The organism is Pseudomonadota bacterium, assembly GCA_039024915.1.
Lineage (GTDB): Bacteria > Pseudomonadota > Alphaproteobacteria > Rhizobiales > MH13 > MH13.
In genome coordinates, this window is the sequence record JBCCPK010000002.1 from 529214 (window position 1) to 553130 (window position 23917).

At 59.4% G+C, this 23917-nt stretch carries 21 protein-coding genes; 9 read left to right on the forward strand and 12 right to left on the reverse strand.

All coding sequences use genetic code 11. The annotated features are described in order from the left end of the window. Positions 1–207 precede the first annotated feature (207 nt). The 4 genes from AAF739_05795 (at position 208) to AAF739_05810 (ending at position 5184) form a co-directional block, all read left to right on the forward strand. On the forward strand, positions 208–1149 hold the full coding sequence (locus AAF739_05795; protein ID MEM6382168.1) for a hypothetical protein: 942 nt from the start codon (positions 208–210) through the stop codon (positions 1147–1149). Continuing rightward, the gene (locus AAF739_05800) at positions 1146–2498 is read left to right on the forward strand and encodes an HlyD family type I secretion periplasmic adaptor subunit (protein ID MEM6382169.1); all 1353 of its coding nucleotides are present in this window, start codon (positions 1146–1148) and stop codon (positions 2496–2498) included. Before AAF739_05795 ends, AAF739_05800 begins: the two co-directional genes overlap by 4 nt. Positions 2499–2624: 126 nt before the next feature. Further along, positions 2625–3569, forward strand: coding sequence for a calcium-binding protein (locus tag AAF739_05805; GenBank protein MEM6382170.1), 945 nt, complete (start codon positions 2625–2627; stop codon positions 3567–3569). A 409-nt stretch (positions 3570–3978) separates the two neighbouring features. Continuing rightward, the gene (locus AAF739_05810; GenBank protein ID MEM6382171.1) at positions 3979–5184 is read left to right on the forward strand and encodes a hypothetical protein; all 1206 of its coding nucleotides are present in this window, start codon (positions 3979–3981) and stop codon (positions 5182–5184) included. 34 nt (positions 5185–5218) lie between these two features. On the opposite strand, the gene AAF739_05815 is transcribed toward AAF739_05810, so the two are convergent. Continuing rightward, entirely contained in the window at positions 5219–6175 is a 957-nt protein-coding gene (locus AAF739_05815) for an FAD-dependent oxidoreductase (protein ID MEM6382172.1), read from the reverse strand. A 55-nt stretch (positions 6176–6230) separates the two neighbouring features. On the opposite strand from AAF739_05815, the gene AAF739_05820 reads away from it, so the two are divergent. Further along, on the forward strand, positions 6231–6674 hold the full coding sequence (locus tag AAF739_05820; protein MEM6382173.1) for a DUF393 domain-containing protein: 444 nt from the start codon (positions 6231–6233) through the stop codon (positions 6672–6674). Then, a complete protein-coding gene (locus AAF739_05825; GenBank protein ID MEM6382174.1) occupies positions 6664–7902 on the forward strand; it encodes an FAD-binding domain-containing protein in 1239 nt (412 codons plus the stop codon). The genes AAF739_05820 and AAF739_05825 overlap by 11 nt, the downstream gene beginning before the upstream one ends. 18 nt (positions 7903–7920) lie before the next feature. Here the strand turns inward: AAF739_05825 and AAF739_05830 are convergent, their stop codons facing one another. The 7 genes from AAF739_05830 to AAF739_05860 form a co-directional block, all read right to left on the reverse strand. After that, positions 7921–9651, reverse strand: a complete 1731-nt coding sequence (locus tag AAF739_05830; GenBank protein ID MEM6382175.1) for an ABC transporter ATP-binding protein — start codon at positions 9649–9651, stop codon at positions 7921–7923. Between the two features lie 6 nt (positions 9652–9657). After that, positions 9658–10644: an ABC transporter permease gene (locus tag AAF739_05835; GenBank protein ID MEM6382176.1), complete on the reverse strand. Its 987-nt coding sequence runs from the start codon at positions 10642–10644 to the stop codon at positions 9658–9660. 15 nt (positions 10645–10659) lie between these two features. Next, positions 10660–11640 (reverse strand): ABC transporter permease, encoded by a 981-nt coding sequence (locus tag AAF739_05840; protein MEM6382177.1) that lies wholly within the window; start codon positions 11638–11640, stop codon positions 10660–10662. Between the two features lie 10 nt (positions 11641–11650). Next, positions 11651–11935: a hypothetical protein gene (locus AAF739_05845; protein MEM6382178.1), complete on the reverse strand. Its 285-nt coding sequence runs from the start codon at positions 11933–11935 to the stop codon at positions 11651–11653. 70 nt (positions 11936–12005) lie between these two features. Further along, on the reverse strand, positions 12006–13607 hold the full coding sequence (locus AAF739_05850; protein MEM6382179.1) for an ABC transporter substrate-binding protein: 1602 nt from the start codon (positions 13605–13607) through the stop codon (positions 12006–12008). A gap of 172 nt (positions 13608–13779) precedes the next feature. After that, positions 13780–15372 carry an ABC transporter substrate-binding protein gene (locus AAF739_05855; GenBank protein ID MEM6382180.1) on the reverse strand — a complete coding sequence of 531 codons (1593 nt, stop codon included), beginning with the start codon at positions 15370–15372 and terminating at the stop codon, positions 13780–13782. Between the two features lie 182 nt (positions 15373–15554). Next, positions 15555–16355 carry a creatininase family protein gene (locus AAF739_05860; GenBank protein MEM6382181.1) on the reverse strand — a complete coding sequence of 267 codons (801 nt, stop codon included), beginning with the start codon at positions 16353–16355 and terminating at the stop codon, positions 15555–15557. A 465-nt stretch (positions 16356–16820) separates the two neighbouring features. On the opposite strand from AAF739_05860, the gene AAF739_05865 reads away from it, so the two are divergent. From AAF739_05865 to AAF739_05875, 3 genes are read left to right on the forward strand one after another with little or no spacing between them, the layout of a single operon-like run. After that, complete coding sequence (locus AAF739_05865; GenBank protein ID MEM6382182.1) at positions 16821–17321, forward strand: MarR family transcriptional regulator; 501 nt, start codon at positions 16821–16823, stop codon at positions 17319–17321. A gap of 59 nt (positions 17322–17380) precedes the next feature. Beyond that, a complete protein-coding gene (locus tag AAF739_05870; protein MEM6382183.1) occupies positions 17381–18316 on the forward strand; it encodes a DMT family transporter in 936 nt (311 codons plus the stop codon). Further along, entirely contained in the window at positions 18313–19506 is a 1194-nt protein-coding gene (locus tag AAF739_05875; GenBank protein ID MEM6382184.1) for a pyridoxal phosphate-dependent aminotransferase, read from the forward strand. The genes AAF739_05870 and AAF739_05875 overlap by 4 nt, the downstream gene beginning before the upstream one ends. A gap of 12 nt (positions 19507–19518) precedes the next feature. Here the strand turns inward: AAF739_05875 and AAF739_05880 are convergent, their stop codons facing one another. The 4 genes from AAF739_05880 to AAF739_05895 form a co-directional block, all read right to left on the reverse strand. Further along, positions 19519–20010, reverse strand: coding sequence for a hypothetical protein (locus AAF739_05880; protein MEM6382185.1), 492 nt, complete (start codon positions 20008–20010; stop codon positions 19519–19521). Then, positions 20007–20585 (reverse strand): permease, encoded by a 579-nt coding sequence (locus AAF739_05885; GenBank protein MEM6382186.1) that lies wholly within the window; start codon positions 20583–20585, stop codon positions 20007–20009. The genes AAF739_05880 and AAF739_05885 overlap by 4 nt, the downstream gene beginning before the upstream one ends. 96 nt (positions 20586–20681) lie before the next feature. Beyond that, the gene (locus AAF739_05890; protein ID MEM6382187.1) at positions 20682–21584 is read right to left on the reverse strand and encodes a DMT family transporter; all 903 of its coding nucleotides are present in this window, start codon (positions 21582–21584) and stop codon (positions 20682–20684) included. A gap of 34 nt (positions 21585–21618) precedes the next feature. Next, positions 21619–23898 (reverse strand): TRAP transporter fused permease subunit, encoded by a 2280-nt coding sequence (locus tag AAF739_05895; protein MEM6382188.1) that lies wholly within the window; start codon positions 23896–23898, stop codon positions 21619–21621. Positions 23899–23917: the final 19 nt, after the last annotated feature.

A 23917-nucleotide genomic window follows, 5' to 3' on the forward strand; every position in this document is an offset into this window, starting at 1 on the left:
GAATTCGCACGATTTTATCGATACAAAGGGTACAAAAAAATTCGGGTTACCCTGAAAACGCTGCCAGTCATATAAATTTTTTATCATTTAAAATCATATAGATAAGAGAAGAAGTCAGAAAAAATACAGACAAGAATCAATACACGTCTTGTTTTGTGGGAAATTTTCCCTCAAACTTTTGATCATGCGTTGACCAGAGGTTTCGAGATGCACCCGACAGACGCCGTCATGGCCACCATCCGTCCCCATCTCATCACGCTTTTGCTGATCAGCTTGGTCATCGGTCTCTTGGCTTTGACCTTGCCGATCTACATGCTTCAGGTCTTTGACCGCATCCTGTCGACAGGGTCGATGGAAACGCTGATCGCGCTGACCGGTATCGCGCTGCTGGCCCTGTTCGCTAGCGCCCGGCTTGAGGCGACACGCAACGCGATCCTTGTGCGATCATCGCAGTGGATCGACGGCACGCTGACCGCGTCGCTGCTCAAGACACTGCCGCCCGACCAGGCCAAAAGAACATGCCAGGATGCGAGCCTGTTGCGGGCGGGGATATGCGGGCGGGGCGGTACCATGCTGCTTGATGGCCCGTGGACACCGATCTTTCTTGTGCCTCTGGCGCTTTTACACCCCCTGTTTGCGCTCTACGCCTTGATCCTCGCAGCCCTGCTGACAGGGGCAGCCTTATGGCTGGACCGGCGCGATGGGCGAAACGTGGCCGCATCGCGCCTCGTTCTCGACCAGGGCAACGTTGCGCTGCAAATTCATGCCGCCCAGCCAACACAGCGTTCGCTCGATGCCTCGATCGGCCTGCGCGGCAACGCAATGACGCTGCTCTCGACCAGTCTTGAGATGACGGGGAGCGTTACGGCAACGGTCAAAGGGATCCGCCTGGGCTTTCAATTGCTCCTGCTGGCTACGGGCGCGTGGCTTGTGACGCGTGGCGCGTTGAGCGCAGGCGGTCTGATCGCGGCACTGTTGTTGTTCGCGCGCGCGGTCGCGCCGTTCGAACAGATGATTGGCGGGCTGCGCGAGCTGCTCGCGGCGCGCGACGCCTGGAGACGGCTTGCCGAGGCAAGTCAGCGTAGCGCTTCGGCCAACAGCCAGCCCGACCAGACGCCTTTGAAACGCCTGAAAGGACAAGAAGCATGAAACAATTTCGTGAGCTTCTGGGTTCTACTGGACAAGCGCCGGGCGCGTCCAACGACAATGCCGGCCTGCGTGGCAAACTGGCAGTCCCATTGCGTTCGGCGAACCGAACATTGCTGGGGACCCTTGCCGTCGCTGGAGCGTTCCTTGTCGCGGTGCCAATCTCTGGCGCTGTCATCGCAACCGGCAGCATAAGCCCTGCCGGTCAAACACGGACCGTCGAAGCACCGGGCCCTGGGCGGCTGGCAAGTCTCGGTATCACCGAGGGGGATCTCGTGGCGGCGGGATCGACCGTGGTCACGATCTCCAACGCGCTGTCGCAGGCATCGTTCAACGCCGCGCAAAGCAGCCTGATCGAAGTCATGGCCCAAGAGATTCGGCTGCGGGCGGAACGGTTGGGCAGCGACGCACCGGACTTTTCACCGGTGGAAGACCGCTTCGGCAATGCGCCGGACCTGTTGGCTATTGTCGCTGCCGAAAGGGAACGCTTCCAATCGAACCGGACCGCCATCCGCACCCGGCTGGCGCTTTTGCGCCACAGCGTTGAGCAGCAGGAAGACCAGATCGAAGGTCTCGCGCGGCAGATCATAAGCCTTGAGGAACAGGCACGTATCACCACCGAAGAAGAGCGCATGCTCACTCCCCTGTTCGAACGTGGTCTGGTTCGCGCAACCCGCATTTACGATTTGCAGCGTCGGCTGAGTTCTTTTGGCGGTCAAATCGGGCTGCTTAACGCGCGGATCGCGGAAGTCCGCGAAGCCATCGGTGCGTCTCAGCTGGAGCTGGCCGCCGTGCAGGATGAGCGGGCACGCGAGTTGGATGGCGAACTTGCACAGGCGCAAAGCCGTCGATTTCAACTCGAACAGGAGCTCGCCATTCAGACCGATGCCGTCGAGCGCGCGATCATTCGCGCTCCGGTCACCGGGCAGGTCAGCAATCTCAGAGATGTGACCGAAGGCGCTGTAATCGCCCAGGGCGATCCGCTTTTTGACCTCGTTCCAACCGAAGAGGCCCTGGTCATCGAAGCTGCAATCCGGCCACAGGATATCGATCTTGTTACGGTCGGCCAGGAAGCGATGATCGCGCTTTCCGCCCTGCCCCAACGCTCAACGCCCCGGCTTGAAGGCTCCGTACGCAGCATCTCACCGGACACATACACCGATCCCGCAACCAGCGCCCCGTTCTTCCGGGTCCTGGTGGAGATCGCGGACGATGCCTCCATCGTCGACGACCTTAATCTGGTCACCGGCATGCCCGCCGATGTGTTCCTTCGGACCGAAGATCGAACGCTTCTGACCTATCTGCTCGAACCGCTGCTGTTCGCGGTCGGCCGAACCTTTCGGGAAACCTGACCAACCGTCATCCCGATCCTGAGGCGGTCCTCAGTTTTGACCCGCCTGATATCCGACACCTGGCCGAAATGATCTGTTTAAACACGCAAGCTTGGTGTTCCCACAAACACAAGGAGAAAGCCCACCATGAGCCATCCAACTCAAAGCCAGATCGACCAGTTTCTCGCCGATAGTCTGGTCATTGCCGAAGCGATTGACGCTGGCGTTGATCCATTCACCAGCGAAGCCGCGCAGGCATTGGTCGGCGCGCTGAACGCCGATTTTGCCCCGACCGTTCAGGCGGGCGGCCGCGGCACCGATGTCCTCACCGCCGACGCCGCCAACCCGTTCAACGTCATCGTCGGATTTGAGGGAACCGATGTGCTGTTGGGCCGTTCCGGTTCCGATGCGCTGGCTGGTGAAACGGGATCAGACGTCCTGATCGGGCGCGCAGGAGACGATCTGCTGTTCGGCGGTCAAGGCAGCGACAGCCTTGCGGGCGGAAGCGGCAACGACATCCTCATCGGCGGACGTGGCTCAGATATCTTGCGTGGCGGCAAAGGCGACGACGACCTGTCCGGCGGCAACGGAACAGACCTCCTGCGCGGCGGTAAGGGTAACGATGCGCTGTCTGGCGGCAACGGGACCGACATCCTGAACGGTGGTAAGGGCAATGATAAGCTGTCCGGCGACAACGGCGCGGACATTTTGCGCGGTGGACAAGGTGACGACGTGCTCGAAGGGGGGCGCGGGAACGATCAGCTCTTCGGAGGCGATGGGGCCGATCAGTTCGTGTTTGACCCGTCTGATCGCAGGCTAGGCGACGACGTCATCCGCGATTTCGGGGCTGGCGACAGCATCGTTCTTGCCGGCCAGGACATCATTGACTCGCTCAAAGGCAACCTTGGTGACGATGGAGTCTTCGGTCTCGATGATCTGAACGCGGAGACAGGCTGGGGTCTGAGCGCATCGTCGGACGGCGATCTGCTTGTAACCCACCCCGGCGGTACCATTGAGGTCGATGGCGTTGCGTTCAGCGATGATCTGTCGCTCGGCGGGCTGATCAGCGACGGCGTCGTACAGGTCGTCTGACCAGCGCACAGTCATGCGCCCCTCGGCTCGCCAACCGTGGGGCGCATGAAACCCCAAAACAGCCTCCGCAATCTGTTGTCAGAGCGGATGCGATCCTTCCCCACGCACGGCGGCAATTGTCCTCATCGGCTCTTCGTGTTTTGCGGCGACGCTTTGGGCGACCAAGGCCCTAAAGCTCAGATACACACTATTTGATAGGCCGCGCGCAGCCCCGCGACCGCCACAACAAACCCACTCAAGCTGTGATCATTTTGCGACTCCCGCCATCTAATGGCGCCGCAGCCACAGGCCTGATGCCAATTAGACACAGTTTTGTCTTTCGCAATCTGGCGGTGTTTCGCGAATTCGTTAACGTGCGTTTACATTTTGATCGGGCGGGCAGCCTTTAGGCACATGGTGGGGTGCGATTATGAAGTGGCACAACTTTTTACGGACGACGGTTTTCGGTCTGGCAGGCACAGCCCTGACGGCCACGATTATGGCGCCACAGACAGTGCAGGCCAACGAAGCTCATTTTGGTATTTTCTTCTCCAACATCTTTTTTGGTGAGTCGCCCTTCGATGACGACCTGATTACGCCAGAGACGTTCAACCAAGGGACGACCAGGACAGATGCGCCTGCAGCAGGAATTGCAGATTTCTATGCCTCCGCGGAGATCGGCGCTTTCTTCAGCAACCTCGATCGAAACCTCCTGGTCACAGAGGATGCCGTCCCGTCGCTGGTCACCGCGATCAATCAGGACACCGACGTTAATGGTTGGACCTATGGGATCGAAGCGGGATTTGGCCTTGATGACTTGGGTTTTGGTGACGGATTTCCCAATTCGCTTTCGATCCGCTTCAACTACACCCAAGCCGACGGAGATGAGCGTTACGATGCGGTCGCTTTTCCCGATGGACTCGGGATCCCCGGTGTGGGCCTTGATCCCGGTTTTTATGTCGGAGGGAATGCGCAACCGCCTATTTTCCGGTCGGCAGACCTTTTCACCTCTCGCTACAATATAGAGTATGAAAGCTATCAGCTCGAGTTGGAAAAGAACTGGCTACAACAGTCTCTCAGCGACAACTTCGCGATCCAGCTGAACACCGGTACGCGTTTCATCGGGGAAACGTACGACGAGGATTTCGACGGGCGGATTGCTTTCAGCGCCGATCCCGGCAGCTTTGCCGAGTTCAACTACAATACGAACCTCGACACCTACACCTATGGCGCTTTCGCCAACGTCCAACTTGCCTACGGCCAGCCGGTCCTTGGAGACAGCGTCCTTTTCGGCATTCTAGGCGGTGAGGTTGGTCTCAACTATTCCACGCTCGATGGAACGGACTCGCTTGATCGCTTCGATTTCGGCCTGGGCATTTTGAACTCGTCTGTCACCACGGACTTGGATGACGATGAGTGGCGTTTCAGCGTCGGCGCCAACGCTGGCGTCGGGCTGTCGTTCGGTAATGGCTTGACGATCATGCTCGGTGCTGAAGCCGACTATGGCAAATACGCGAACCCGACCATCCTCCGTCCCGACTCAAACGGTGCTGGGGCACTGCCCAGCGTTGGTAGACTGGATGGTCCAGACAGCTGGACGTATGTTGGCACGATCCGCACCACCTTCAGGTTCTGATCTCGCTTTTCAGCGGCGAAAGGCACGCTGGCAATCAGGTCATTGCTTCGCCAAGCCGAACGCCTGAGAGGAAAGCAAGCTCGACGCGTGGCCCGAGCATGCCGTCGCCCGCAACGCCCAAAGTGCCATCTGCTGAGAGAATAAACGGTTCGCCATGGGCGTTGGTCACCTTAGCGTAGCGCCAGCGATGGCCGGCAGCGTAAACGGGCTGAGGCACGGGAATACCCAACGCCTCCTGAAACGCGCGCAACAGCACCGGCACCATCTCGGGGCGCTCTCGCTCAATATGCTCGGTGGAAAAGTCAGCCGACGCCTGCACCACCCAAAGGTCCTTGTCGGTTTGCCGGTCCGCTCCGCGTGACGCCTGACGGCAGGCGAAACCAAGAGGACCACCTTTGGCGAGGTCTGGTACGTCTTTCGCGCCCAGATAGCCATCGAAAGCGGCCAACAATGTGTAGCAAGGGGCATAGGCGACATCATTGAGCGCCCCGAAGGGCCCACCGAATGCGTCGAGCAAATGGGCGGCCTGGGGCGCTGGTGCGGTCACGATCACCTTGTCGAAGGGCACCGAGTGGGCACCATCCTTGTCCGAAAGGACATAGCCTTCAGCGACCTTGCCGATATGCGCAACTTCGAAGCTGGTCGTGACTGTCACACCTTGCGCATCGGCAAACCCGGCTTTGACCAGCTCAGCCATACCCGGCTTGCCGATCATCGCACCGTCTTCCCGAAGATGGCCCGCTGGGTCCCAGACTTCGACGATGCCTGCTGTATGCAGGTCTGCAATGTAGGCGGAGAATGCGGGATCACGCACGGTGGCAAATTGAGCGCCATGGTCAAACGCCCCCCATTCGGTGCGCCGCGTCGAAAGGCGTCCACCGATCCCGCGCCCCTTATCAAAGACAGCAACCGCATGCCCGGCGCTAGCCAGGGTCCGCGCCGCTGCCAGCCCCGCCATGCCCGCACCAATCACTGCGACATCAAGCGCCATCCTCAATTCACTCCAAACACTCGTCAGCCAAAGGCTACTGTTTATATGGCAGCTTATGGCAGATTTATCTCAGACACATCGATCCGAAATCGATACCACCGGTCACCAAACGAACGAAGCCGCCTGCACCGTCTACTATGACGGGGCCTGCCCTCTTTGCCAGCGCGAAATTGCTCTGTATCAGTCAATGGAGGGATCGGACGCGATCCGGTGGCACGACGTGTCGGTGACCGGCACAGGAGCAAGCGACCTCGAAACGGCCGATGCGATGGCCAGGTTTCATGTCCGGCGAGCCGATGGATCCCTGGTCTCTGGCGCGCGTGGTTTCTTTGAGGTCATGAAAACTCTTCCACGGTTGCGCTGGTTGGGCAGCTTGTTGAGTGTGCCACCGATCCCGTGGATTGCAGAGGGTGCTTATCGGCTGTTTCTGCCCCTAAGACCCACGCTGAAAAAGCTGATAGCCGCGCCCAAGCAAGCACCGCGTAACGATGCTGCATAATCCCTTGCATGACTTCCCGCCCAGCCGCGCGGCGGCACGAGAACGCCTCACCGCTTATGCACCTCAGGCGGGCCGCGCCTATGCATCAGGCCGCAATACCGATCCGGGGCCAGGCAAGCCGCAAGCGGTCTCGATGCTCTCGCCCTATCTGCGCCGCCGCATGATCACCGAGCGCGAAGTCGTCGCCGAAGTGCTCAAACACCATAGCCTGGAAGCGGCAGAGAAGTTCATCCAGGAGGTGTTTTGGCGCGCCTACTTCAAAGGCTGGCTCGAGATGCGGCCAAGCGTCTGGGATCGTTATCTCATCGAGCGACAGAACGGGTTTCGCGATCTTGAAAAGGATGGTGCGCTCCGACGCGACTACGAAGCTGCGATCGCAGGCGAGACCGGAATTGAGGGGTTCGACGATTGGGCGCAAGAACTGGTCGAAACGGGGTGGCTACACAACCACGCCCGCATGTGGTTCGCGTCGATCTGGATCTTCACCCTGCGTCTGCCTTGGGCGCTTGGTGCGGATTTCTTTTACCAGCACCTCGTCGACGCTGACCCCGCGAGCAATACGCTGTCCTGGCGCTGGGTTGGCGGGCTTCACACCCGCGGTAAGACCTACCTCGCCCGCCCCGATAACATCGCCAAGTTCAGCAATGGCCGCTTTCGTCCGACCGACTTGGCCGCGTTCGCCGAGCCACTTGACGAAGACCTGGAGCACCCAGCACCGCTTCCTCCGCCCGAAGGCCGGACCCGCGTTCCCGATGGGGACTATGCGCTGCTGCTGACCACCGATGATCTCAATCCCGAGAGCTGGCCCGGCTGGCAAGCCAACCCGCCCAAACTGATCATCACTGTCGGGCAGCTACCGCTTGAAGCGGAGCTCAACGGCGGGGATAAGGCGACCGCCTTTACCCGTTCGGCGCTCGCTGAGGCAGCCGATCGGATCGTCTCGAACGGAGACGGTACCCAGCATGTCGCGTTGGCGCCCGACTGGGACGCCATCAACCAAGCCTGCGCCGACCATGGGCTGTCATGTCTGTGCCATCCGATGGCTATGGCAGGGCCATCGGCGGCCTTTGTCGCGACAAAAGACCGGACAATTCCGGCCAATTCCGGCTTGGAACTTCATCCGGTTCAAAGGTCCTGGGATGTGCACGCGTTCCCGCGCGCCACCGCCGGGTTTTTCAAGCTGAAAAAAGCCATTCCCAAGCTACTGGCCCGCGCCGATCTCAATTGACGGCGGCGAGGACCGCACTCAGGCAGCGATCTCGATGCCGTCGCGTGAGAGCATGTCGAGCTTTGGCATCAAGGCCATAAGCTCTTGTGTGTGCGGGTGCTGTGGCCGGTTGAACAGGCTGTCGGTGTCCGCAAGCTCGACCATTTCGCCATGGTACATCACGCCAATACGGTCGCACATCTGGCGCATGACCGGCAGGTCGTGACTGATGAATAGCAAGGTCAGATCAAGCGTTTCCTGCAGGTCTTTCAACAGGTTGAGCACCTGCGCCTGGATCGAAACGTCGAGGGCGGAGGTTGGTTCGTCACAAATCAGGAAGCGCGGACGCGTCGCGAGCGCTCGCGCAATCGAGATCCGTTGACGCTGCCCACCAGAGAACGCATGCGGGTAGCGCTTGCCAGCCTCGGGCGGCAGCCCAACGAGACCCAAAAGCTCCGTGACAATCCGTGACGTCTCGGCGGCAGAGGCAGTCAGATTGTGCAGTCTGATCGGCTCGGCGACGATATCATCAACGCGCATCCGCGGATTAAGCGAAGAATACGGGTCCTGAAAAACCATCTGGATCGCCTGCCGCTGCTGATTACGAACCTCAGAATTCGCAGGCGCCTTGAGGTCTTGCCCATCAAGCAGCACCGACCCTCCCGACGGGGACAGCAATCCGGCGATGATCTTCGCGACAGTTGATTTGCCCGAACCGGATTCCCCCACAATCCCGAAGACTTCACCCGGCTTGATGTCGAACGAGACATGATCGACAGCGGTCATGAAGCGGCGCTTGCTTTTGAAAAAAGAGGAGACCGTCTGAAACTCCATCAGCAGGTCCCGCACCGCTATCACAGGCTCACCGCTCCCTTGCAGGTTCTGGTTGCCGCTTTGGCCCAACCAGTGGGTGGACACGTCAATGGTCGGCAGCTTCGACGATGCGTCCCCCTCGCCCTGGAGGTTGGGAAACCGGTGCAACCGCGCATCAGCACGCGGCACCGACGCAATCAGGCTCCGCGAGTACGGATGATCGGGTGATCCGAGAACCTGCGTGGTCGGTCCCTGCTCGACGATCTTGCCGTCTTTCATGACGACGACCTTGTCGGTCGTTTCCGCAATCACGCCCATATCGTGGGTGATCAGCATGACGCCGACATCGCGCTCACGCGCCAGCTTCTTGATGAGTTCAAGGATCTGCGCCTGGATGGACACATCAAGCGCCGTCGTCGGCTCATCGGCAATGATCAGGCTGGGTTCGGTCGACAGCGCCAGCGCGATCACGACACGCTGGCGCATGCCGCCGGAAAACTGGTGCGGATAGTGTTTGATCCGGATCTCCGGGTCGGGAATACCCACAGCGTCCAGCAGCTCAACCGCTCTGTTTTGCGCAGACGTACCGCCCGCCGTCCGATGATGCTCAATCGTCTCAACAAGCTGGTGCTCTATCGTGTAAAGCGGGTTCAGCGCGGTCAGCGGGTCCTGCATGATGATGGACACCGCGCGCCCGCGAAGCGCCTGCATCGCGTCGCGATCCAGCGCATCGATACGCTTGCCCTGCAGCTCAATAGTCCCGGCGGAGATTTGGCCAGGCGGCTCCAGAAGGCCCATGATCGCATTGCCAATGGTGGACTTTCCGGCCCCGGACTCCCCGACGATACCGACGATCTCACCAGGGTTGATGGTCACGTTGGCTGTATCGACTGCGGTGAACACACCATGGCGCGTCGGGTAGGTGACGGTCAGCCCTTGAATATCGAGAAGTGCCATCGTGCGCTACCTCAGCTTCGGGTTGAGGACATCGCGCAGCCAGTCACCAAGCAGGTTCACCGACAAGGCGAGCGCCAGCAGCGCAACAGCGGGAAAGAACAGAATCCACCACTCGCCAGAGAACAGGAAATCCTGTCCCGTGTTGATCAAAGTGCCCAGGGACGGGGTGGTCTTGGGCATGCCCACACCAAGGAACGACAAGGTCGCCTCAGCGATGATCGCAAGGGCAAGGCCGATGGTCGCGATCACGAGCACCGGACCCATCACATTGGGCAGCACATGCTTGATCATGATAGTGAAAGGTCGAACGCCGATTACGCGCGCCGCCTGAACATATTCCTTGTTGCGCTCCACAAGGGTCGCGCCGCGCACCGTCCGTGCGTATTGCACCCAGTCTGACAAGGCGATCGATACGATCAAAATCCAGACCGCCACATCGTTGCGCATGTCTGGAGGGACCAACCCTCGGACGATGCCGAAGACCAGAAGCGCAATAAGAATGGAGGGGAAGGTGAGCTGAACGTCGGCGATCCGCATGATGATGGTATCGGTCCAGCCGCCCCGATAGCCAGCGAGCAACCCGAGTAGAATACCGATCACCATGGCGAGGAGTACCGCCGACACCCCAACAAACAGGGATATCCGGGAACCGTACAGGATGGTTGAAAAGATATCGCGGCCCTGATCATCCGTGCCAAGCCAGTAAACGTTGCTTGTGAACTGGTTGGCTTCCATGGGCGGCGTGAAGCCGTCCATCAGATTGAGCTCCGCAGGGTTGAACGGGTCTTGCGGCGAGATCAGCGGCGCGAGAAGAGAGGCAAGGACAATGACGAGCACCACAATGGCTGCGACGATGGCCACAGGCGAGCGGGTGAACGAGTACCAGACATCAGACGCGGCAATGCGTGCCCACAAGGACGGGGGATCGCCAACGATGGCTTCCGGCTCAACGGAAACGGGTGTCGGTTTGGTTTCGATCGGCGCGTCCGTCATGATTACCCACCCATCCTATTTGCTCGATGACCGCTCGACGCGCAGCCTTGGATCGACCGCGAAATAGAGAAGGTCGACAACCAGATTGACGATCACGAAGAACACCGCGATCAGCATCAGATACGTCGCCATCACCGGGATATCGACGAAGTTGATGGCGTTGATGAACATCAGGCCGACGCCCGGCCATTGGAAAACTGTCTCGGTGATGATCGCGAACGCGACGATAGAGCCAAGCTGAAGACCGGTTATCGTGATCACAGGTATCAAAGTGTTTTTCAGCGCATGCCCAAAGTTCACGGCCCTAGATGACAGCCCACGTGCACGGGCAAACTTGATATAATCGGTGCGCAGCACTTCGAGCATCTCGGATCGGACGAGCCGCATGATCAGCGTAAGCTGGTAGAGGCCAAGGGTGATGGCCGGCAGGATAAGCGATGCGCGACCGGATTCGGTGAGGAAGCCGGTGGTCCAGCCGCCAAGAGCGACCACCTCCCCACGCCCGTTGGAGGGCAGCCATTGCAGTTCGACTGCAAAAATCCAGATCAGCGTGATCCCGATCAGGAACGTCGGCAGCGACACACCAATCAACGACACCGTCATGATGGTTGTCGCCATCACGCCCTTGCGCCGCAAAGCGGTGTAGACCCCCAATGCGAGCCCGCCCACCAGCGCAAAAAGACCGGAAACGAACGCAAGCTCTAGGGTGGCCGGCAGCCGCTCAGCAATCAGTTGCGAGACCGGCACGCCCGCGCGATAGGAAATACCAAACTCGCCGCGCAAAGCGCCGACAAGAAAGTTGAAATACTGCACGATGAAGGGGTCATTGAGGCCAAGGCGCTCGCGCAGATTGGCGATATCCTCAACCGTGCGTTCCTGCCCCAGAAGGCTCTCGATGGGATCGCCGACATAACGGAACATCAGGAACGCGATCAGCCCAACGACCAGCAGGACGAGGAAAGACTGAAGAACGCGGCGGATGATGTAGCCCAACATTTGTGCGCTCCTACCCTTTCCGCGAAGGTTGAGCGGTATCAGCCTGCTGGCAGCGAGCCAGTTCCGCATTCAAGGCGTCACCGGACAGTTCGTTCGCCGCGCGCGTTGCGTCGTGCAGCGCTGCAATGAAAACCTCGTCATCAGATACCATTTCGCTGAGTTGCCGCGCCCACTCATCGCTTTGGTCGTACAATCTATCGGACTGCTCCTCCCGCGCCGGATGATAGCTCAGGTGAAACGCCGCGTAGTCGGCGACTTGCACGCACAAGGCGAGAGCGGAGATGGTTGTCAGCAAACGTGCCGCTCCTTCAATCGATAAAGAAAGGGCGGCGCTTTAAGACGCCGCCCGTGGTCAGTTTCAGTATTCACTCGACCGTGACCCAACGCAGGATGAAAAAGTTATCCGAGCGCGGCGATAGCGATACGCCCTCTCGAACGCCCCATAGAATGGGTTGGGAATACATCGGCACATAAGCCACCTCCTCCTGATAGAGAGCAGTGATCTCATCAAGCATGGCCTGCCGTGTGGCCTCGTCCACTTCGGATTGAACAGCGGGCAGAAGCTCATCGACGCGGACATTCGAGTAGGCACCGAAGTTCCACGACCCCAGCCGCGCCTCCTCATTGGGCGTGGAAACAAGGAACCGGATCGGGTGCTCATGGTCAAACGTACCCGGCGACCAGCCCAGCAGGTACATATCGAACTGATCGGCACGCAGTTCTGGCCAGTAGTTGGCGACGGGCATGGTTGTCAGATCGGCGGTGATGCCAATCTGCGCCAACATGCCGACAACTGCCTGGCAGACCGCCGCGTCATTTATGTAACGGTCGTTGGGGCAGACCAGCGAGAAAGTGAAGCCGTCCTCGTAGCCGGCCTCGGCAAGCAGGGCGCGAGCGCCATCGGGGTTGTACTCAAGCCGATCGCCGAGCCCTTCTGAGAAGCCGCGCATATCGGGCGTTACAAGCTGCGAAACCGGCTCGACCGCACCGCGCATGATCGTCGTGTTGATCGCATCAACATTGATGGCGTGATAGACCGCCTGCCGGACGCGGGAATCCTGGAAGGGGTTGGGCGAGCCATCAAAGACCAATGTGTCGGCGTCATGCTTGAAGCCAAGCATCATGACGCGGGCTTCCTCGCCGACGATGACGTCGATGCCATCGGTCTCTTGCAGCCGGGCGACATTCTGGATCGGCACCGGGTTGATGAAGTCGACATCGCCCGCAATGAGCGCCGCCAGCGCCGTCGCGTCCGACTGGATCGGCGTGTAAACGCCTTGGGTGATAGTGTGCTCGACCTCGCCCCACCAGCCATCGAAGGGCTCAAGCACCGTACGCACACCGGGCGACCGCTCGACCATCTGGAAAGCACCGGTGCCGTTCGTGTTGAGGGTCGTGAAACGCTCTTCATCGGTCGCGGGCGTCGCGGCACCGTTTTCCTCGGTCCACTGCCTGTCCATGATCATGAAGTTGGCAATGGAGCCGGGGAAGATCGGGTTGGGTGCAGACGTCATGAAGTCGATGGTGAAATCATCGACGACAACAACCTCGGTCACGGGTGCGAACCAGGAACGAACATCAGACGTCTCGCCGGAAGCACGCTCATAGGAAAAGAGCACATCGTCTGCTGTCAGCGCATTGCCATTGTGGAAGGTAACCCCTTGGCGCAAATGGAAGCGCCAGCCTTCGCCGCCCAACGCTTCCCAGCGCTCGGCAAGAGCCGGCTCGATCGCCATCGAGCGGTCGCGGCGCACCAGGCCTTCGTAAACATTGTTGAGAAAGCCCAAAACCGGCGCCGACGAGGCGGCATGCGGATCCATCGTGTTTGGGTCAGACGTTGTCGCCCAGCGGAAGGTTTCAGCGCTGGCCGGGGTAGCCGTGAAAGCTGTCGCGAGCGCCAATGCGGAGAGCGAAAGAACGAGAGATGATCTGCGGGAAGAGTGTGAAGACTTGCGTCTGAGGGCCATGAGTTTCCTACCCTGGTTGATGGCGCGATGCTGGGGATCGCGTCGCGCACAATATGAAAGCGTCAGCGTCGGCGCCCGCTTGTCCTGATCCGACTGACACCTGGTCCGCCGAAGGGGCAAGCAACCGTGTTGCTCGCCCCAACAGCTTATTGGATTGGCTTTGCAAGCCCAATCACATCCCGGTGAACTGGAGGAACTTGAAGTGCGGCTGGTCTTCCGGCTGCACGGGGAAGTCGATCCCTTCTTTCATGCCCCAATTGAGAACCTGATTGTGGATCGGGATGTACAGAACATCTTCCTGAACCTGGGCCCAGATATCGGAAATGGTCGCATTGCGCACATCGAGGTCAGTTTCAGACGCCAGCGAGACGATCATCTCATCAACTTCAGGGTTCGAGTAGCCTGTGTTGTTCCACGAGCCATACTCATCCGTCGTTGAATGGACCAGGAAGTTGAAAATGTACTCGCTGTCGAACGTCGGCACGCCCCAGCCCAGCAGATAGAACTCGGTTTCCTGGTTCTGGATCAGCGGGAAATGGTTGGCGCGGGTTTGTGCCTCAAGATTTGCCGTAATGCCGATTTGCGCCAGCATCCCTACAACGGCCTGACAGATCGCCTCATCATTGATGTAACGGTCATTGGGGCAGTTAAAGATGATCTCGAAACCATCGCCGTAGCCCGCCTCTTCCATGAGCGTCCGGGCGGTATCCATGTCGCCTTCGGGGATCATGTCGAGTTCTTCGGTCCACCCGTTGACGAAGGGCGGCATGATAACGCCGGTCGGCGCTGACTGACCACGCATCACGACTGTCTGGATAGCATCGCGGTTGACCGCCATGTTCACCGCCTGGCGCACGCGCACGTCGGCGAACGGGTTGGCGCCATCGACGCTGTCGGTGTCAAGGTCTTCTTCCCCTTGCTGCATGCCCAGGAAGATGACCCGGTTCTGCGCCGCTGTGACCACCTTCAAACCGTCGGTTTCGGCCACGCGCCCAAGGTCCTGCACCGGAATGTCCTGGATGATGTCAACTTCGCCCGACAAAAGCGCAGCAACGCGCGTCGCCTGGTTCTGGATCGGCGTGTAAATGATCTCCGTCACCTCAAGCGGAAATTCGCCGATACCCCAATAGTTGGGGTTTGCTGAAAGGACCGTCCGCACTTCCGGCTCGCGGCTAACGAGTTGGAAGGCGCCCGTTCCGTTGGCGTTCCGCGTGGCGAAGTTGGTTTCGCCGTTTGCGATGTCCTGCACATTGACCGTGTCGTTCGCTTCTGCCCACCCCTCATCCATCATGAACAGGTTGGTGAGGTTGCTGGGGAACAGCGGATTGGGTCCTTCGGTGCGGATGTGGACGGTAAGATCGTCAACCTTGGTGACCTCTGCAACGGAAGCCAGAAGCTCTTTCATCGCCGACGTCTCGCTCATCGCCCGGTTAAGCGAGAATACGACATCATCGGCGTTGAACTCGGCGCCATCATGGAAGGTCACGCCCTCGCGCAGAGTGAAAACCCAAACGGTCGGATCATCGGTATGCGGTGCCCAGTCGGTGGCAAGCGCGGGAATGATCTGCCCGGCCATGTCGCGCTGCAAGAGCCCCTCGTAAATCTGGTGCGCGAGCGTATGGGTCGGCCCCTCGTTCTGCGCGTGAGGATCGAGCGTCAACGAGTCGCCAACGCGCGCCCAGCGGAGCGTTTCAGCGTTGGCGGCACCGGCCAGCATGGTCGCCCCCATAAGGACGGCGGCGGTGCGGATAAGTGTGGATTTCATAAAGTGGACTCCCTGTTGCATCGCTGCCGGCTTTTGACCCACGCGGGCGATTGGCTTGCGATGATTGCGCGAGTTAATCGCAACCCAAGGGATTTGTCACCCACAACAACGATACTCAATGCCCTGCTTTTGAGCACCGCCTGTAAAAGAGGCGAGCGTCTATCTTTCGATATCTTCTGACATCATTGGGCAAACCAGCCGGGCGTAAAGTCAGCCACCTCATCAAGCAGCAGGGCAAATTGCTCAACCTGATGGGCAATGATGCGCTGCCCCTGTTCTGCGGTGGCCGCGGCAGCGCTACCGACAACCCCGGCGGCGTTCAGGTCCCGGCCCATCCAACCGAACCCGATTGGCCCATAAGCACGCAAGAGATGATAGCGCTCGGCGAGGTCTCCCTGCAGACTGGGAAAGGATCTTGCTTCGCCCATCGCAACATAGTCGGGTCGCAAGGCCAGCATCAGAGCGGTCTCAAGGTGGCCACCATGCACATCAACAGCACGCGCGGTCTCGGCGATGATGCCTCCGGGAAGCCCCAGTCGCATCCAGTTGGTGGCAACACACAGCATGCCGAACTCTTGCCGGATCGCGTGGCTTGCATCGACCATCACCCCGACATTGCCGCCATGGGCGTTGATAAGGACAAGCTTGCGCACACCCGCGCGGTGAACACTGGCAGCAACCGCAAAGACCATTTCAATCGTCAATTCGCGCCCCAGTGACACGGTGCCGGGCGCATCGACGTGTTCGACTGAGTTGGCGATCTGCATTGCAGGCAAGACAAGCACATCGGCAGACTGCAAAGGCGCGCCTCGAAGCGCTGCGATCATTCCCTGGCTGATTTGCGCATCGGTGCCAACAGGCAGATGCGGGCCATGCTGTTCGATCGCACCCAGAGGAAGAACAGCGACAGCTTCTCCCAACCGAGAACGCTCAAAGTCGCTCGCCCTAAGATCTGACCAAAAGCTGACGCTGCCTTGGCTCACCCGTTGATCCCTATGCATCGAAACTGCCGGACCCATGACGAGGTCTCGCCGCCTCATGGTGCAGGCTTCGCTGTTTAGAGCGCCTCCGCACCCAAGCCAAGCGCGCCAAGACCCAACCAAACCATCGCACGCATCATTTCCGAACGCGGAGAAAAACCCGGCTCGCTCCGCTCGAAAACCGAAATGCCAGCATTTCAATCGAATTTGATATAATATAAATTCAAATATAAATCGAATAAAAATCAATATTTAGCGAAAAATTGAAATATAGATTATCCATCTTCATTCAGTAATCGAGTTTACGATTCCGAAGAAAGCGGGGTTTTAGTCGGATGTAGGGGTTAAAATTGCAGAGCTTGTTCGATGAAAGCTCGCGTTAATCTAGAAAGATAACTATAGAAGTGCTTTCGAATCGATTTTTAACCGGCTTGTTGTAAGACAGCGTCACAACTTCAGTGGGGCAACATGAGCTACAATCTACGCAAGTCGGTCACGTACCATCTCGCCCAAGCTGCGAAGGCTCACCGCCATCGCGCAGCGTCGGTGCTTGGCCAATTGAAAATTTATCCTGGGCAGGATCAGATCCTCAAAGCGCTTGCTGAGGAGGATGGTCAGTCAATGACCGCATTGGCGCTGACGCTTTCGGTCCAACCACCAACGATCACGAAAATGGTGGCGCGTTTGAGCGCACAAAACCTCGTGGAGCGACGGCAGTCTGTTTCCGATGCGCGGGCGGCACGTGTCTTTCTGACGGACGATGGGCGTGCACTTATCAGTGAGCTGGACGGTGCGCTCGCAACGTTGGAGAATGAGGCTCTGACCGATATTGATCCGCGCGAGAGCGATAAGCTTAGAACACTTCTGCGCAAGGTCGAGGACAACCTTCTCGGTCGAACCAATGGGCAGCCTAACGCTGATCGCGGCGGCAGGGACGACACGGCGCCAAGCCGACTCGCCACGGGCTAACTTAGCCAAAACCGAGCGTTCAATGGACGGCCTGCGCCCGCAATGATAGGGCGCAGGCCATGCCGCTCGCGCAAGCCAAGCCCACAGGACCCTCATCAGCAGCCACAATGCTATCGATCAGCTTGATGATCATGGCCGTGGCACTGTTTTCTCTGCTCGATGCGATGGGAAAGCATCTGGGTGCATCGCTACCTATCTTGCAGGTTGCCTGGGTGCGGTTTGCAACGCATCTGCTGTTCTGTTTCGCATTCCTGCAGCTTTGGCGTCACCCCGGTCGACTCAAAACCGACCGCCCTTGGCTTCAGATCACGCGTGGGCTGCTGCTGCTTGGCACCACCGTCTTCAATTTCTTTGCGCTCCAGCATCTCCAGCTCGCCGAGACCGCGTCCATCATGTTCAGTGCGCCGATTGTGGTCGCTGCGCTGGCGGTTCCGTTGCTCGGCGAGCATGTCGGCGTGCGCCGCTGGGCAGCGATTGCGGTGGGTTTCATCGGGGTCTTGATTGTCACGCGGCCAGGCCTCGATGGCCTGGGCTGGCCTGCGCTTATTGCCGTGGCATCGATGACCTGCTTTGCCTTCTATTCGCTGACCACACGCCTGCTTGCGACTGGTCAAGATGCGGCATCGCTCGTGTTTTACTCGGCGGCTGTTCCTGCAATCGTCATCATGCCAATCGGCATCTTTGTCTGGGTCTGGCCGACCGATGGTCTTACCTGGCTTATCCTTCTCAGCACAGGCTTGGTCGGCGGCGTCGGGCATTGGCTTCTCGTCAAGGCACATCAGCGTGCCGACGCATCCACCCTCTCGCCGTTCATCTACACCCAGATCGTTTGGATGATCGGCCTTGGCTGGTTGTGGTTCGGCGACATCCCAACATCTTGGACGCTGATTGGCGCGGCGATTATCATTGGATCGGGCTTGTACATTCTTTATCGCGAAACCATCGTTGGGCGCAGGCCACCAGCCTCCAACGCCTCCAAAGAGATTTCGTCATGATTGATACAAATTCCGCCTTTGATCGCATTGGCGAAGAGAACGCTTTTGCCGTTCTGGCGCGGGCGCAAGCGCTGGCCGCCTCGGGCGGCGTCGATGGCAAAGCTGTCATCAATCTAGGCATCGGACAGCCGGACTTCGCGACGCCAACCTTTATCGTCGACGCAGCGATAAAGGCCCTGCGAGACGGCCATCACGGCTACACCGATGCGCGCGGTATCCCAAAGGTTCGTGAGGGAGTGGCGGCCTATACCCATGCTCGAACGGGAACCGATGTCCCGCCGGATAACGTTCTCATCGTGCCGGGCGGCAAGGTTACAATGTTCGCTGCGATCCTCATGATGGGCGGACCGGGCAAGCAGATCATCTATCCCGATCCGGGGTTTCCGATCTACCGGTCGATGATCGAGTTTACCGGCGCCACCGCCGTTCCGCTTCCCATCACCGAAGCAAACGGGTTTGCCTTCAGGGCCCAGGACGTGCTGGAGGCGATCACCCCCGCCACGACGTTGGTTATCATCAACTCGCCGGCCAATCCGACCGGTGGCGTGACCCCAAAGGCTGAGATCGATGCGCTGGTACGGGGGCTCGAGGCACACCCGGATGTGGCGATCCTCTCGGACGAAATCTACGATCGCATGACCTACGATGGCGATGAGCCCGCTGATAGGCACATCAGCCTGCTGAGCTATCCATCCATTCGCGACCGGCTGATCGTCCTGAACGGCTGGTCAAAAACGTGGGCCATGACAGGCTGGCGAATGGGGTGGTCAATCTGGCCCGACGCGCTGATCGATAAGGCCCGCAAACTTGCGGTTAATTGCTGGAGTTGCGTGAATGCCCCCAGCCAATGGGCGGGTCTGGCAGCGCTTGAGGGTCCTACTGACCCCGTGGACGACATGATGGCAGCGTTCGCCAAGCGCCGGCGGCTTGTGATCGACGGTCTCAATGCGCTGCCCGGTGTATCCTGCATCGAGCCCGAAGGCGCCTTTTACGCCTTTGCAAACGTAAAGCACACCGGCTTCAAGGCGAAGGCGCTCGCCTCCGAACTACTGGAGCGAGAAGGCGTTGCTTTGGTTGGAGGTCCGGACTTTGGCACCCTTGGGGAGGGTTTCGTGCGCCTGTCCTATGCGGCTTCTGCGGAGCAGATCGAAGAGGCCTTGGATCGCATGCAGGGCTTCCTCAGTCGCTAAGCGGCGCGTTGCTTAAAAGAACGGCGTCATCGCCAAACCGGTCAGGATGGGTATGGGCGCCGATACAAGCAGCCGCATCGCGGTAACCCGCCGAGGGACAATAGCGATCTCCCAGATCAGAGTGCGCTGCAGGCTGACCAACGCCCAAGCGGTAACGAACACACCAATAATAGGCACCGACGCACCCGCCTTGATCGCAGCGGCGCCTAGGGCGAAGCCAACGACTGGACCGCCGGGCACCAAAACACCAATGATGTAGGCGATCGCGTATCCACTCACGCCGGCGCCTTCGCCAAGGTAGGTTTGCGCAAGTTCGGACGGAACGAGGGCAGCGATGAAGCCCGCGCCCAGGATCCCGACAGTAAGCTGAGGCAGGATACGAATGAACTGGTCGAGCGCTTCCGCAAAGCCTTCCCTAACCAGAACGCGGTCACGCCGCGCTGCGGCTACGATCATGCCCGCCGCAAGCACGTAGAGAAACAGCGCGAAGCCAAGAACGATCATTCATCGATCTCCGGCTTAGGCTTACGGCTATCGGCATCACGCTCATCATCCGTTCGCCCTGGCAAGAGACGCGCAGCAACCCCGCACAGGATGGGGACCGGAAGCGATACCAGCGTTCGGACGATGACAAACTCGGTTCCGAAGAAGGACAATTCCCAGACGATCGCCCGATTGATGCCAACCGTCAACCACGCGGTGATAAAGGCGATCGTCGAGCCGCGGTCAGCTCCCGAAAGGTAAAGCGATGTGGCGATTGGAAAGATCGTGAAGGGGCCGCCGGGGATCGTTGCGCCCGCAAGCGTCGCCACCACCAACCCCTTGAGGCCGGATCTTTCTCCGATCCAGCGCGCCACCACCTCCTTGGGCAACAGGACCCGCAGAAAGGCCGCTACCAGCACACCGCCGATGACCTTGGGAAGGATCGTCAGCCAAAGTAGTATATCGTCCCATAGAATCTCCTGAAAGCGGCTCAGGCCGTCGCGCACATAGACGCCAACGGCCGCCCCGCCCGACAGGACGAGGATGAACACAAAACCAATATCTTTATGCAGCGGTTGGCGCCGAGGACCGGCCATCGCGTCACCAATGTGGAGAAGACCCTTTGGGTAGCACGGCCTGCCCGAGACGCACAATCGCCCGCCAACCAGCCGGCTCTGCGGGACACATTAAAACTAAGCGACGAGCACGATCATCACCACCGAAAGACCGATCAGCACGATGCCCACCAGCTCGCTCGCCGAGATCGGTTCCTTGAAATACAGCCAACTTGTCAGCGTGGAGAAGGCCAGCTCGATCTGCGCCAGCGCTTTCACAAGTGCCGCAGTCTGCAAGGTCAGAGCGGTAAACCAACCGATGGACGCCGAAACACCAACCAGCGCGATCAGCCCCGATTGGCGCCATTGCTTCAGTGTGGCGGTGACCGTGCCCGGTTCTCGCCAAGACAGGTAGACCGCCATCAGAACCGTCTGCAGCAGCGTCGCTGCGGCGAGGCTCCAGCCTGCGCTGACAAAAACTGAGTCAACACCCAGGCTCAGCGACGCACCGCGATAGCCTACGGAAGCGAAAGCGAACAGTGTGCCAGCTGCCACGCCCCACCAGACGGCGGGTCCGAACCTGACCGCCTCGGCCGCGCGCGACGCATCGACGTGTCCCAAGCGGGTCAACACAACACCGGCAAAGCCAAGAAGGACGGCAACGAGGCCTAACAGGGAAAGCCACTCAGCGAGAAGGATAGAAGCCAGGACCGCAGCCTGCAGGGCCTCGGTACTCGCATAGCTGTTCCCCACGGCAAAGGAGCCGTGCTGGAAGCTCGCAAGCAACGCATAGGTTGCCAAAATCTGCGCGACGGCCCCGAGGATCAGGAAACCCAAAAAAGGCCAATTGGCAGGCGGTACCTCCGACCCCGTGGCCATGGTAACCGCCAAGGCGTAGGTGAGCGCGAGTGGGAAAGCAAAGACGAACCGTGCGAACGTCGCCCCACCCACCGACAACCGGCCGGTCAGGTTCTTCTGCAAGAGCGACCGCACGTTTTGCAGGAAGGCGGCAGCGATGGTGATGGGGATCCACAAGGGCATTGCGGGCCACCCCTAGCACATCGCGTTGCAGGCGCTACTCCGCCGGTTTCGTCTCCTGCTTGCCGTCAGCCATCCTGGCAAGGGACAGACCGCCGGCGGTCAAAATGGCTCCAACCACATCGGAAATCAGGCTGCCTTCAATGAGGAAAAGGGCGGCAATGAGAAGCATGATCCGGGCAACTTGCGGCAAGCGACCGGTGAAAAAGAAGCCTTGCACGCCACCGGACAACAGGCACACACCTATGGACGCGGTCACCAAGGCACGTGTGATCTCAAACCAACTTCCCTCGCCCAGAAGGGCCGGATTGTAAAAGAACATGAACGGCACAATGAACGCGGCCAACCCGATCTTGAACGAGGTTACCGATGTGCCCATTGGGTTCGCACCCGAGATGCCTGCGGCCGCATAACTGGCGAGCGCAACGGGCGGCGTGATCGCCGAAACCACAGCGTAGTAGAACACAAAGAAATGGGCCGTGAGAGGTTGGATTCCGAGCTGGATAAGGCCGGGTGCAACCACAGAGGCAGCGACCGCATAAGCGGCAGTCGTTGGCATGCCCATGCCCAAAAGGATGGCGATGCACATGGCAAAGAACAGCGCCAAAATCTGGCTCGTATCGGCTAGCCCCAACAAAAGCGCCGAGAACCGCGCGCCGACCCCGGTCAGAGAAATGACACCCACGATAATACCCGCGCAGGCGCAGACGGCGATGATCTGGATCGCCATGACCCCTGCGAGATCAAAGGCCTTGAAGATCGAGCGCGGCCCCATCCCATTGAAGGACCCTTCCTTCGTGCCACCGGCAGCGCTTACGCCGAAAAGCTTGGCGACGATCGCCGGCATCCACGAGACAACGGCTGCGGCCGCGGTCGCCAGCGTGCCCGCACGGATCACCGAGTAGCCCATGAACAGAGCCACGATGAGAATGATGATCGGAATGAAGAGGTAGACCTGCTTGGCGAGCTGCGCGAACTTGGGCAGCTCATCCTCGCGCATGCCCCGCATCCCAAGCTTGCGGGCTTCGAAATCGACCATGAAGAAGATCGAGCCAAAATACAGGATGGCGGGGATCACGGCGGCCAGTGCGATCTCGGTATAGGGAATACCGGTGATCTCAGCCATGATGAAGGCACCAGCACCCATGATCGGCGGCATGATCTGGCCGCCTGTCGATGCGCCTGCCTCAATGGCTCCCGCTGATTTCGGCGGATAGCCGATCTTCTTCATGAGCGGGATCGTGAGCGAACCCGTGGCCACGACATTACCAGCCGATGTGCCATTGATCATGCCCATCAGACCGGACGCAAAAATGGCGACCTTGGCGGGACCACCCCTCGCACGCCCTGCGGCAGCGAAGGCGAAGTTGACAAAATAGTCGCCGACTTTCGACGCCTGCAAGAAGGCCGCGAAGATGATGAACAGAATGATGTACGTCGACGAGACCGCGGTCGTCGGACCGAGGATACCAGCATCGGTGTAGACTTGGCTGAAGAAGCGCTGCCAGCTGATATCTGGCGCGTTAAGGAAGCCCGGTAGCTGATCGCCAACAAAGACGTAGATCAAGAATATCACCGCGATCACGATGAGCGTCAGCCCGGCCACGCGGCGCGTAAGCTCCATGATGAGCAGCGTGCCCGCGACGGCGGCAATCGACATACCGATCGGCGCAAACGGCGTACCGGTCGAATTGCGCATGGGGGTGCCGTAAATCGTCACCAGGTACACGGCCACCGCGATCCCGCAGATGACCAGAACCGCATCTGGCGCCGAAAAATGGTGGCGCGGCAGACGGTGAACCCACCCAAGGACGATGCCACCTACTGTCGCGACGATCAGCGGAAGCCCGAAATGATAGATCTCGCGGCTTCTGATCCCCTCATCGATACCGTTCCACATCACCCCGCCCGCGATATCGTTGGCGAACGTGATTGCGGTGAACAGTGCGTACAAAGCTGGAAGCGCGAGCCCATAAGCCAGATAGCCCACAAAGGTCGTGGGCTTTCTGTCATCGCTCGCAAACGAGCCACCTGCGTAGAGGAGGAAACCAAGGATCAGCGCACCGGCGATGTGCACGATGCGGAAGTTCCAGGTTTCCATCGGGAATTCCGGCAAAAACGGTATGTCGATCCCGGTCCATGCCGAAATCGAAACACCGTTCAAAGCGGCCATGTGGAAGCCCGCATAGACGGCGGAAACGATTGCGATAATCGTCAGCCCGGCGCCTTCAAACAAACGCCGATTTCCTTCAATCGGCTCTTCATCAACGCCTTCGGCGATGACGACCGGGTCGTCCATCACGGGCTGATGGACCATCGAGCCTTCGCGGATGGCC